This window comes from Pseudomonas sp. MD195_PC81_125 (genome assembly GCF_014060985.1).
Classification (GTDB): Bacteria; Pseudomonadota; Gammaproteobacteria; order Pseudomonadales; family Pseudomonadaceae; genus Aquipseudomonas; species Aquipseudomonas parakoreensis.
This window is the reverse complement of sequence record NZ_JABULD010000548.1, coordinates 15,472-27,912: the sequence shown is the minus strand read 5'-3', so window position 1 is coordinate 27,912 and position 12,441 is coordinate 15,472. Positions and strand designations below refer to the sequence as shown.

Below are 12,441 nucleotides of genomic sequence, written 5' to 3'. Positions count from 1 at the left end.
CTGGCTTGCCAGCGATGGCGGCGGCAGATTCACCATTGATGTTCATTGCCACAGCGCTTTCGCGAGCAGGCTCGCTCCCACAAGGAAATTGCAGTGCAACGAAGGCATCGCGGTGATTGAAAAGTAAATGAGCCCCTTCCGTCATTTACACCAAAAGTCGCGTTGACAAGTTCCGGAAAGCCTACCGATACTTCAGCACAGTCATACGACAACCTACAACAAACCTAATAACAACGTGTAAGGGAGTGCCATGACGTCCACCTCTATTCCCCGTGCCCCGTTCAATCGTCTGCTGCTGACCGGCGCCGCCGGCGGCCTGGGCAAAGTCCTGCGCGAACGTATGCGCCCTTATGCCCATGTCTTGCGCCTGTCGGACATCGCCGCTCTCGCCCCTGCCGTTGATGATCGCGAAGAAATAATCCCCTGCGATCTGGCCGACAAACAGGCGGTGCACCAACTGGTCGAAGGCGTCGACGCGATCCTGCATTTCGGCGGTGTCTCCGTGGAGCGGCCCTTCGAAGAGATCCTCGGCGCCAACATCTGCGGCGTATTTCACATCTACGAAGCTGCACGCCGCCATGGCGTCAAGCGAGTGATCTTCGCCAGTTCCAACCACGTCATCGGCTTCTACAAACAGGACGAACCGCTCGACGCCAGCTGCGCCCGCCGCCCCGACGGCTACTACGGATTGTCCAAGTCCTACGGCGAAGACATGGCCAGTTTCTACTTCGATCGCTACGGCATCGAGACCGTCAGCATCCGCATCGGCTCCTCATTTCCCGAGCCGCAGAACCGCCGAATGATGCACACCTGGCTCAGCTTCGACGACCTCACCCAATTGCTCGAACGCGCACTGTACACGCCCAACGTTGGCCATACCGTGGTCTATGGCATGTCCGCCAACAAGGACGTCTGGTGGGACAACCGCTTCGCCAGCCACCTCGGTTTTGAAGCCAGGGACAGCTCCGAAGTGTTCCGTGAAAAAGTCGAAGCGCAACCCATGCCCGCCGCCGATGACCCGGCACGGATCTACCAGGGTGGCGCGTTCGTCGCCGCCGGCCCCTTCGGCGACTGAACACCCTGACAACGACGCAAAGGAATGAGTATGCAAGCCGAATTGATCGTCGATGCTCGCAACGCCGTGGGTGAAAGCCCGGTCTGGGTGCCGCAGGAAAACGCGCTGTATTGGGTCGATATTCCCAACGGCGGGCTGCAACGCTGGAGCGCTGACACCGGCCATGTGCACGCCTGGAAAACCCCTGAAATGCTCGCCTGCATCGCCCGTCACAGCGGTGGCGGCTGGGTTGCCGGCATGGAGAGCGGCTTTTTTTCATCTGCATCCGCACAGCGATGGCAGCCTCGACAGCGAACGACTCGCCACCGTCGAGCACAGCCGGGCAGACATGCGCCTCAACGATGGTCGCTGCGACCGCCAGGGCCGTTTCTGGGCCGGCAGCATGGTGCTGAACATGGGCCTGAACGCGCCTGCAGGCCGACTCTACCGCTACGGCGCCGTCTCGTCAGGCGTGATCGAAGCGCAGCTCGACGGGTTCATCGTGCCGAACGGCCTCGGCTTCAGCCCCGACGGCAAGACGATGTACCTGTCCGATTCACATCCGCACGTGCAATTGATCTGGGCCTTCGATTACGACACCGAGACCGGCACGCCATCGAACCGCCGCGTTTTCGTCGACATGAACCACTTCCCCGGCCGACCGGATGGCGCTGCCGTGGATGCCGAAGGCTGCTACTGGATTTGCGCCAACGACGCCGGACTGATTCACCGTTTTGCTCCGGACGGGCGCCTCGACTTCTCGCTGCAAGTGCCGGTGCAGAAACCGACGATGTGTGCCTTCGGCGGCAGCGACATGGACACGTTGTTTGTCGCCTCGATTCGTCCCGGCGACGACCGCGATCCGCAATCCCTGGCCGGCGGCGTGTTCGCGTTGAAGCCCAACGTCAAAGGCCTTGCCGAATCCTTGTTCAACGATCTGCTTTAAACCCCTCTGCTGCACCGCTGCGCCTTGAACACAACAATAACAAGACTGGAGACTCACCCCCATGAACTTCAAACGCACCTTACTGGCCGCCGCACTCCCACTGATGTTTACCTTCACTGGCGCCGCCCAGGCCCTGCAACTCAAATTCGCTGACATCCACCCCGCCGGTTATCCAACGGTGGTGGCCGAAGAAAACATGGGCAAGACCCTGACCCGGGAAACCAACGGCGAGCTGACCTTCCAATACTTCCCCGGCGGCGTGCTGGGCTCTGAAAAGGAAGTCATCGAGCAGATGCAAGTCGGCGCGGTGCAGCTGTCTCGCGTCAGCCTGGGTATTGTCGGCCCCGTGGTCCCGGACGTGAACGTGTTCAACATGCCGTTCATCTTCCGCGACCATCAACACATGCGTAACGTCATCGATGGCCCGGTGGGCGACGAGATCCTCGACAAAATCACCCACTCCGAATTCGGCTTGGTGGCGCTGGCCTGGATGGACGGCGGCACGCGCAACGTCTACACCAAGAAACCGGTACGCAAGCTCGAAGACCTCAAGGGTATGAAGATTCGCGTGCAAGGCAACCCGATGTTCATCGACATGATGAACGCCATGGGCGGTAACGGTATCGCCATGGACACCGGGGAAATCTTCAGCGCCTTGCAGACCGGCGTGATCGACGGCGCGGAAAACAACCCGCCGACCCTGCTCGAACACAACCACTTCCAGAACGCCAAGTTCTATAGCCTGACCGGTCACCTGATCCTGCCGGAGCCGATTGTGATGTCAAAAATCACTTGGGAAAAACTCACCCCGGAACAACAGGCGCTGGTCAAGACCGCCGCCAAGGCTGCCCAGGCTGAAGAACGCGTGCTGTGGGACAAGAAGTCCGCTGCCAGCGAAGAAAAACTCAAGGCCGCGGGCGTCGAGTTCATCCAGGTCGACAAGAAACCCTTCTACGACGCCACCGCGCCAGTGCGGGAAAAGTATGGCGCGGCGTACGCCGACCTGATCAAGAAAATCGAAGCCGTTCAGTAACGCCTCCCGCTCCGTACTCATTAACCAGGCCCGGCGCACCTGATGACTCAGGTGCGCCCGGTTACGGTGGAACCCGATGAAGAATCTGCTGCTGCGTATCAACGACAAGATCTACATGACGTGCATCTGGGTCGCCGGCCTTGCCGTCCTGGCGATTTCCCTGATGATTCCCTGGGGCGTGTTCGCCCGCTACGTCCTGGGCACCGGTTCGAGCTGGCCAGAGCCCACGGCGATCCTGCTGATGATGGTGTTTACCTTCATCGGCGCCGCCGCCAGTTACCGCGCCGGCGCACACATGGCCGTGGCCATGCTCACCGATCGCATGCCCCCACAACTGAGAGCTGCGGCGGCGATATTCTCGCAACTGCTCATGGCGTCGATCTGCATTTTCATGACCATCTGGGGCGCCAAGCTGTGCATGTCCACCTGGAATCAGTTCATGGCAGCCCTGCCCGATCTGCGGGTTGGCGTGACCTACTTGCCGATTCCCGTGGGCGGCTTGCTGACGCTGGTTTTCGTTCTGGAAAAGCTCTTGCTCGGTGACCAGAGCAAACGGCGTGTCGTGCAGTTCGATCTGGTTGAAGAAAGCGAAGGTGCCGCTTAATGGACGCTCTGATTCTGCTGGGCAGTTTTATCGTATTGATCCTGATCGGCATGCCAGTCGCCTACGCGCTGGGCGCCGCCGCACTGATCGGTGCATGGTGGATCGACATCCCGTTCCAGGCGGTGATGATTCAGGTCGCGTCGGGGGTGAACAAATTCTCACTGCTGGCCATTCCGTTCTTCGTCCTGGCCGGTGCGATCATGGCCGAGGGCGGCATGTCCCGCCGGCTGGTGGCATGTGCCGGAGTGCTGGTGGGCTTCGTGCGCGGTGGTCTGTCGCTGGTCAACATCGTCGCCTCGACCTTCTTCGGCGCGATCTCCGGCTCCTCGGTGGCCGACACCGCGTCGGTGGGTTCAGTGCTGATTCCGGAAATGGAACGCAAGGGCTATCCACGAGACTTCTCCACCGCGGTGACCGTCAGCGGCTCGGTGCAAGCCCTGCTCACGCCGCCAAGCCATAACTCGGTGCTCTATTCTCTGGCTGCCGGTGGTACGGTTTCGATTGCCTCGCTGTTCATGGCCGGCATCGTGCCGGGCTTGATGATGAGCGCTTGCCTGATGGTGCTGTGCCTGATCTTCGCGAAAAAGCGCAACTACCCCAAGGGTGAAGTGATCCCGATGCGCCAGGCGCTGAAAATCGTCGGCGAAGCACTCTGGGGCATGATGGCGATGGTGATCATCCTCGGCGGCATCCTCTCGGGGATCTTCACCGCCACGGAATCGGCGGCGATTGCCGTGCTGTGGTCATTCTTCGTGACCATGTTCATCTACCGCGATTACAAGTGGAGCGAACTGCCGAAACTGATGCACCGCACCGTGCGGACGATTTCGATCGTGATGATCCTGATCGGTTTCGCCGCAAGCTTCGGCTACATCATGACCCTGATGCAGATCCCGGCGAAGATCACCACGCTGTTCCTGACCCTGTCGGACAACCGCTACGTGATCCTGATGTGCATCAACGTCATGCTGCTGTTGCTCGGCACGGTGATGGACATGGCGCCGCTGATCCTGATCCTCACGCCGATTCTGATGCCGGTGATTCTCGGCATCGGTGTCGACCCGGTGCAATTCGGCATGATCATGCTGGTCAACCTCGGGATCGGGCTGATAACACCGCCGGTGGGCGCGGTGCTGTTTGTCGGTTCGGCGGTGGGCAAGGTCAGTATCGAGCGCACCGTGAAAGCGCTGCTGCCGTTCTATGCCGTGCTGTTTCTGGTGTTGATGCTGGTCACTTACATCCCCGCCATTTCCCTGTGGCTACCGCACTTGGTGTTGTAACAGCCTGAAAGATCGCAGCCTCGTTTCACTCGACAGCTCCTACATGGGAATGGTGAACATCCTGCAGGAGCTGCCGAAGGCTGCGATCTTTTGCTTTTCGCCCCACATAAAAACCCGATAGAACTTCCGGACTCGCGCCCACCTCATAGCTAACAAGCCCTCCATTCTGGTAACGACATGGACCTTGTTATCGCCCGCCCTGAAGGTTTGTACTGCCCTGCCGGGGATTTCTATATTGATCCGTGGCGCCCGGTCGAGCGCTCGGTGATCACCCATGCCCACGGCGATCACGCCCGTAACGGCAATCAGCACTACCTTGCCAGCAGCGCCAGCGAAGGGATTTTGCGCGCGCGCCTGGGTCAGGACATCAACCTGCAAACCCTCGCCTACGGCCAGCGGCTGACCCACCACGGCGTGACCTTGAGTTTCCATCCCGCCGGACATGTGCTCGGTTCGGCCCAGGTGCGTCTGGAATACGGCGGTGAAGTCTGGGTCGCGTCCGGCGACTACAAGATCGAACCCGATGGCACCTGCGCGCCGTTCGAACCGGTGCGCTGCAACACCTTTATCACCGAATCGACCTTCGGCCTGCCGATCTACCGCTGGCAGCCACAGGCGCAGGTGTTCAGCGAGATCAACCAGTGGTGGCAGGCAAACATCGCGGCGGGCAAGGCCAGCGTGCTGTTCTGTTATTCATTCGGCAAGGCTCAGCGGATCCTGCATGGCATCGACGCCAGCCTCGGTCCGATCCTCAGCCATGGAGCCGTCGAGCCGCTGAACCGGGTCTACCGCGAGGCCGGCGTGTACCTGCCGCCGACGATCTACGCCGGCGATATCAAAAAAATCCGACCCGATCATGCGTCAGGCGCTGGTCATCGCCCCGCCCTCGGCGGGCGGCAGCACCTGGATGCGCCGGTTCGGTGATTTCAGCGATGCGTTTGCCAGCGGCTGGATGCGCCTGCGCGGCACCCGCCGGCGGCGCGGCGTGGATCGTGGTTTCGTGCTGTCGGATCACGCCGATTGGCCGGGCCTGCTCTGGGCGATCGAACAGACCGGCGCCGAACGGGTGATGGTCACCCACGGTTCGATCGGCGTGCTGGTGCGCCATCTGCGTGAACAAGGCCTGGATGCGCAGGGCTTCAACACCGAATACGGCGACGATGAAGAGGAAAACATTGACGCCGAACCTGCCATCGCCGAGGTGCAAGCATGAAAGCCTTCGCCGAGTTGTATGCCGAACTCGACGCCACCACGTCCAGCAACGCCAAGCTGGCCGCCATGCAAGCCTACTTCGCCCAGGCGGCGCCGCAGGATGCGGCGTGGGCGGTATATTTTCTGTCCGGCGGACGCCCGCGGCAACTGGTGCCAGTGCGCATCCTGCGCGAACTGGCGGTGGAGGTTTCGGGGCTGCAGCCATGGCTGTTCGAAGAAAGTTATCAATCCGTCGGCGATCTGGCGGAAACCATTTCGCTGGTGCTGCCAGAAAACCTGCACAGCTCCGAGGCCGGCCTCGCCGAATGGATCGAAGACAAGCTGCTGCCGCTGCGCGGTGAAACCCCGGAGTATCTCCGCCCGCCAACTGCCCGCACTGTGGGCGCAGCTGGACCGGCCGAGTCTGATGTTGTGCATCAAATTGATCACCGGCAGCTTTCGCGTCGGCGTGTCGAAACTGTTGGTCACTCGCGCATTGGCATCGATGGCCGGCCTCGACAGCAAACGTGTGGCGCAGCGTCTGGTGGGTTACACCGACCTGTCGAACCGGCCGAACGCGGCCAGCTACCTGAAACTGATCGCCCCGGAATCCGCCGACGAACACGCTCAGCGCGGCGGCCAGCCCTACCCGTTTTTTCCTCGCCCATGCCTTGTCGCAACCGGTGGAAGAGTTCGAAACCTTGCTGGGCCCGGCGAGCAACTGGCAGGTGGAATGGAAGTGGGACGGGATCCGCGCGCAGGTGGTCAAGCGCGAGGGTCGGTTGTGGGTCTGGTCGCGCGGTGAAGAACTGGTGACCGAACGCTTTCCCGAATTCGATACGTTGATCCACGCGTTACCCGACGGCACGGTGATCGACGGCGAAATCGTGGTCTGGAAAAGCACCCACCCCAGCACCGAAGACGCGTTCGACCCGCAATCGACAGCTGCGCCGGCGGTGCAACCCTTCGCCCTGCTGCAGCAACGGATCGGGCGTAAAACCCTCGACAAGAAGATCCTCGAAGAAGTGCCGGTGGTGCTGCTCGCCTACGACTTGCTGGAGTGGCAGGGCGAAGACTGGCGCAATCGTCCGCAGGCCGAACGGCGTGCGCAACTGGAACAAGTGATCGCCCACGGTAACAACCCGGTGTTACTGGCCTCGCCGATGCTCACTGGCAGTGACTGGTTCGACCTCGCCCGGCAACGCGAAGCCTCACGGCGACTGGGGGTCGAGGGCATGATGCTCAAGGCCCGCGACGCCCTGTATGGCGTGGGCCGGACCAAGGACATGGGCGTGTGGTGGAAGTGGAAGGTCGATCCGTTCAGCGTCGATGCGGTATTGATCTACGCCCAGCGCGGCCATGGCCGGCGCGCCAGTCTGTACAGCGATTACACCTTCGCCGTGTGGGACGGCCCGCCCGAGTCCAGCCAACGGGCGCTGGTGCCGTTCGCCAAGGCCTATTCGGGGCTGACCGACGAGGAGATGCGTCAGGTCGACAGCATCGTGCGCAAGACCACCGTGGAAAAATTCGGCCCGGTCAGCAGCGTCAAACCGAGTCTGGTGTTCGAACTGGGTTTCGAAGGGATTGCCCTGTCGCGACGGCACAAGAGCGGCATTGCCGTGCGTTTTCCGCGCATGCTGCGCTGGCGCCAGGACAAGACGGTGGATGAGGCCGACAGCCTGGCGACGTTGCAGGATTTGCTGGCCTGACCCGGTTTCCGGGGACAAACCTCCAATCATCCTGAATGAATTCCCTGTGGTGAGGGAATTTTGTGGTGAGGGGATTTATCCCCCGATCGGCTGCGCAGCAGCCGCAGATCCGGTACGCGCGGTTTGCTGAAAGAACACTGGGGGCCGCTTCGCAGCCCATCGGGGATAAATCCCCTCACCACAAATCACCTCACCCCTGGTCCTCTCAACCACAGAAAAATGCGTGTCTCGACCCAACTTGGTGCAGCCTTCAACAGCCGCCCGGTTCCGTGCACCAATCCCTCTCCCTCGTCCCTCCCCCAACCTTTTAAAACACTTGTTCGGGACTCTGGTTCGGAAATTGCTACTTTCTATAGGTCGTACGCGTTCCAGTAACAATAATTCTGCGCCACAAGCGCTCATATTGGTTCTTAGGGATTGAATAATGAAAAAAGCATTGCTGACCCTTTCTGCACTGGCGTTGTGCATGGCTGCCGGCTCCGCGCTGGCCAAGGAATACAAAGAGCTGCGTTTTGGCGTTGATCCTTCCTACGCACCGTTCGAGTCGAAAGCGGCCGACGGCAGCCTGGTGGGCTTCGACATCGACCTGGGCAACGCGATCTGCGCCGAGCTGAAGGTCAAGTGCAAATGGGTTGAAAGCGACTTCGACGGCATGATTCCGGGCCTCAACGCCAACAAATTCGACGGTGTGATCTCGTCGATGACCGTGACCCCGGCCCGTGAAAAGGCGATCGATTTCTCCAGCGAACTGTTCTCCGGCCCGACTTCCTACGTGTTCAAGAAGGGTTCCGGCCTGAGCGATGATGTCGCTTCCCTCAAGGGCAAATCCGTCGGTTACGAGCAAGGCACCATCCAGGAAGCCTACGCCAAGGCCGTACTGGAGAAGGCCGGGGTGAAAATCCAGGCTTACGCCAACCAGGACCAGGTCTACGCCGACCTGAAAAACGGCCGCCTCGACGCCTCGATCCAGGACATGCTGCAAGCCGAACTGGGCTTTTTGAAGTCGCCGGATGGCGCCAACTACGAAGTCAGCAAGCCGGTCGACAGCGAATTGCTGCCAGCCAAAACCGCTGTCGGTATTAAGAAAGGTAACAAAGAGCTGAAGGCGCTTTTAGATAAAGGTATCAAAGCGTTACACGATGACGGCAAATACGCCGAGATTCAAAAGAAGCACTTTGGCGATCTGAATCTGTACAGCGGTAAATAATGCCCTGGCGCCCATCACTCGATGGGCGCCTTTTCCATCCGCTCAGGTTGCTGATTTATGTTCGAAAACCTCTTACAAAATCTGGGGCTCTCCGCCTTCAGCCTCAAGGGCTTCGGTCCGTTGCTGTTGGAAGGCACCTGGATGACCATCAAATTATCGGCGTTGTCGCTGCTGGTGGCCGTGTTGCTCGGTCTCTTGGGCGCCAGTGCCAAACTGTCGAAATCCAGACTGCTGCGCCTGCCTGCCCAGCTCTACACCACGCTGATCCGCGGCGTGCCGGATCTGGTGCTGATGCTGCTGATTTTCTACAGCCTGCAAACCTGGCTGACCGCCCTGACCGACGTCATGGAGTGGGACTACATCGAAATCGACTCCTTTACCGCCGGGGTGATCACGCTGGGCTTCATCTATGGTGCGTATTTCACCGAAACCTTCCGTGGCGCGATTCTCGCCGTACCGCGCGGTCAGGTCGAAGCGGCCACCGCCTACGGCCTCAAACGCGGCCAGCGCTTTCGCTTCGTGGTGTTCCCGCAAATGATGCGTTTTGCCTTGCCGGGCATTGGCAACAACTGGATGGTAATGCTCAAGGCCACTGCGCTGGTGTCGATCATCGGTCTGGCGGATCTGGTCAAAGCCGCGCAGGACGCCGGTAAAAGCACCTATCAACTGTTCTACTTCCTGGTACTCGCCGCCTTGATCTATCTGCTGATCACCAGTGCATCCAACGTTATCCTGCGCTGGCTTGAGCGTCGTTACGCCGCCGGTGCCCGGGAGGCCGTACGATGATCGAACTCCTGCAGGAATACTGGAAACCCTTCCTTTATACCGACGGCACCAACATCACCGGACTGGCGATGACGATGTGGTTGCTCAGCGCCTCGATTTTCATCGGTTTTCTGGTGTCGATCCCGCTGTCGATTGCCCGGGTCTCGTCGCGCTTCTATGTGCGCTGGCCGGTGCAGTTCTACACCTACCTGTTCCGTGGCACGCCGCTCTATATCCAGTTGCTGATCTGCTACACCGGGATCTACAGCCTGGCCGCCGTGCGCGCGCAACCGTTGCTCGACAGTTTCTTTCGCGATGCGATGAACTGCACGATCCTCGCGTTTGCCTTGAACACCTGCGCCTACACCACGGAGATTTTCGCCGGGGCGATCCGTAGCATGAACCACGGTGAAGTCGAAGCGGCCAAGGCCTACGGCCTGACCGGCTGGAAGCTGTATGCCTACGTGATCATGCCCTCGGCGCTGCGCCGTTCGTTGCCGTATTACAGCAACGAAGTGATCCTGATGCTGCACTCGACCACCGTGGCCTTCACCGCGACCATCCCCGACATCCTGAAAGTGGCGCGGGACGCCAACTCGGCGACCTACCTGACCTTCCAGTCGTTCGGCATCGCCGCGCTGATCTACCTGACCATTACCTTTGCGCTGGTCGGCCTGTTCCGTCTCGCCGAACGCCGATGGCTGGCCTTCCTCGGGCCGACCCACTAGGAAACCCTGTAATGCGACACCAGATCCATGACCTGTTGGCCCCGGTGCCGGGGACCGCACGCCAGATCCACAGCTTCCACTTCGGCCCGGAGCAGGCCCAAGGCAAGATCTACATCCAGTCCTCGCTGCATGCCGACGAAATGCCCGGCATGCTCGTGGCCTGGCACCTCAAGCAGCGCCTGGCGGAGCTGGAAGCCGCCGGGCGCCTGCGCAGCCAGATCGTGCTGGTGCCGGTGGCCAATCCGGTCGGCCTCGAACAAGTGCTGATGGACGTGCCGCTGGGCCGTTACGAGCTGGAGAGCGGGCAGAATTTCAATCGCTGGTTCGTCGACCTCAGCGAAGAAATCGGCAACGACATCGAGGGTAAACTGGGCGACGACCCGCAGCGCAACCTTGAGCTGATCCGCGCCAGCCTGCGCAACGCCCTCGCCCGCCAGACACCCGCCACGCAGCTACAATCCCAGCGCCTGACCCTGCAACGGCTGGCGTGTGATGCCGACATGGTGCTGGATCTGCACTGCGATTTCGAATCGGTGGTTCACCTCTACACCACGCCCGAGGCGTGGCCGCAGGTCGAGCCGCTGGCGCGTTACATCGAAGCCCAGGCAAGCTTGCTGGCCACCGATTCCGGCGGCCAGTCGTTCGACGAATGCTTCACCCTGCTATGGTGGCAACTGCAGGAACGCTTTGGCGAGCACTTCGAGATTCCGCTGGGCAGTTTTTCGGTGACCGTGGAGTTGCGCGGCCAGGGTGACGTCAATCACCCGATGGCCAGTCGTGACTGCCAGGCCTTGATCGATTACCTGATCCAGTTCGATGCGATCGTCGGCGAGACCAAGCCGCAGCCGCCCCTGCCCTTCCCCGCCACGCCGCTGGCCGGCGTCGAACCGGTGACCACGCCGGTCGGCGGCTTGCTGGTGTACACCGCCACGGCCGGGCAATACCTGCAAGCCGGGCAACAGATTGCCGAAATCATCGACCCGATCCACGACCGGGTCACCCCCATTCATTGCACCGCTGCCGGCGTCATGTACGCCCGCTCGCTGCGGCGCATGGCCACTGCCGGCATGGTGATCGCCCACGTGGCCGGCGCCGAAGCCTATCGCAGCGGCTATCTACTTTCGCCTTGAGGATGTCTGTCCCATGTACAAATTGACGGTTGAAGGTCTGCACAAAAGCTATGGCGACCATCAGGTACTCAAAGGCGTTTCGCTCAAGGCCAGGACCGGCGACGTGATCAGCCTGATCGGCGCCAGCGGCTCGGGCAAAAGCACCTTTTTGCGCTGCATCAACTTCCTCGAACAACCCAACGATGGCGCTATGAGCCTCGACGGCCAGGCGATTCGCATGGTCACCGACCGCCACGGCATGCATGTCGCCGACCCGAATGAACTGCAACGCCTGCGCACGCGACTGGCGATGGTGTTCCAGCACTTCAACCTGTGGAGCCACATGACCGTGCTGGAAAACATCACCATGGCCCCGCGCCGGGTGCTGGGTTGCAGCAAACAGGAAGCGGAAGACCGCGCCCGGCGTTACCTGGACAAGGTTGGCCTGCCGGCGCGCGTCGCCGATCAGTACCCGGCGTTTCTCTCCGGCGGCCAGCAACAGCGGGTGGCGATTGCCCGGGCGCTGGCGATGGAGCCGGAGGTGATGTTGTTCGACGAACCGACCTCGGCCCTCGACCCGGAGCTGGTGGGCGAAGTGCTGCGGGTGATTCAGGGGCTGGCCGAGGAAGGCCGGACGATGATCATGGTGACCCATGAAATGAGCTTCGCCCGGAAGGTCTCCAGCCAGGTGTTGTTCCTGCATCAAGGGCTGGTGGAAGAAGAAGGCGCGCCGGAAGACGTTCTGGGCAACCCGAAGAGCGAACGGCTGAAGCAGTTCCTCAGCGGTAACCTCAAGTAACCCGAATCCCTTGTGT

The 12,441-nt window shown here is 60.9% G+C and carries 9 protein-coding genes and 3 pseudogenes; all 12 read left to right on the top strand.

Going from position 1 to position 12,441, the window contains the following annotated elements; translation table 11 throughout:
- Positions 1 to 250 precede the first annotated feature (250 nt).
- The 12 genes and pseudogenes from HT737_RS22035 to HT737_RS21980 all read left to right on the top strand — a co-directional run bounded on the left by HT737_RS22035 (position 251) and on the right by HT737_RS21980 (position 12,425).
- A complete protein-coding gene (locus tag HT737_RS22035) occupies positions 251 to 1,075 on the top strand; it encodes an NAD(P)-dependent oxidoreductase (RefSeq protein ID WP_182403999.1) in 825 nt (274 codons plus the stop codon).
- 30 nt (positions 1,076 to 1,105) lie between these two features.
- Positions 1,106 to 2,000, top strand: a pseudogene (locus tag HT737_RS22030) (SMP-30/gluconolactonase/LRE family protein).
- A 61-nt stretch (positions 2,001 to 2,061) separates the two neighbouring features.
- Positions 2,062 to 3,033, top strand: a complete 972-nt coding sequence (locus HT737_RS22025; protein WP_121186013.1) for a TRAP transporter substrate-binding protein — start codon at positions 2,062 to 2,064, stop codon at positions 3,031 to 3,033.
- Between the two features lie 76 nt (positions 3,034 to 3,109).
- Positions 3,110 to 3,637: a TRAP transporter small permease gene (locus tag HT737_RS22020; RefSeq protein ID WP_047293601.1), complete on the top strand. Its 528-nt coding sequence runs from the start codon at positions 3,110 to 3,112 to the stop codon at positions 3,635 to 3,637.
- Entirely contained in the window at positions 3,637 to 4,917 is a 1,281-nt protein-coding gene (locus HT737_RS22015) for a TRAP transporter large permease (RefSeq protein ID WP_182403998.1), read from the top strand. The genes HT737_RS22020 and HT737_RS22015 overlap by 1 nt, the downstream gene beginning before the upstream one ends.
- 177 nt (positions 4,918 to 5,094) lie before the next feature.
- Positions 5,095 to 6,130: pseudogene (locus HT737_RS22010) on the top strand (ligase-associated DNA damage response exonuclease).
- Positions 6,127 to 7,817 (top strand): annotated as a pseudogene (locus tag HT737_RS22005) (ATP-dependent DNA ligase). Before HT737_RS22010 ends, HT737_RS22005 begins: the two co-directional pseudogenes overlap by 4 nt.
- Positions 7,818 to 8,241: 424 nt before the next feature.
- The gene (locus tag HT737_RS22000) at positions 8,242 to 9,024 is read left to right on the top strand and encodes a transporter substrate-binding domain-containing protein (RefSeq protein WP_003222321.1); all 783 of its coding nucleotides are present in this window, start codon (positions 8,242 to 8,244) and stop codon (positions 9,022 to 9,024) included.
- A 57-nt stretch (positions 9,025 to 9,081) separates the two neighbouring features.
- Complete coding sequence (locus HT737_RS21995; protein ID WP_127649627.1) at positions 9,082 to 9,810, top strand: ABC transporter permease; 729 nt, start codon at positions 9,082 to 9,084, stop codon at positions 9,808 to 9,810.
- The gene (locus HT737_RS21990) at positions 9,807 to 10,517 is read left to right on the top strand and encodes an ABC transporter permease (RefSeq protein WP_182403997.1); all 711 of its coding nucleotides are present in this window, start codon (positions 9,807 to 9,809) and stop codon (positions 10,515 to 10,517) included. The genes HT737_RS21995 and HT737_RS21990 overlap by 4 nt, the downstream gene beginning before the upstream one ends.
- An 11-nt stretch (positions 10,518 to 10,528) precedes the next feature.
- Entirely contained in the window at positions 10,529 to 11,647 is a 1,119-nt protein-coding gene (locus HT737_RS21985) for a succinylglutamate desuccinylase/aspartoacylase family protein (protein WP_182403996.1), read from the top strand.
- Positions 11,648 to 11,660: 13 nt separating this feature from the next.
- Entirely contained in the window at positions 11,661 to 12,425 is a 765-nt protein-coding gene (locus tag HT737_RS21980) for an ABC transporter ATP-binding protein (protein ID WP_047292052.1), read from the top strand.
- Positions 12,426 to 12,441: the final 16 nt, after the last annotated feature.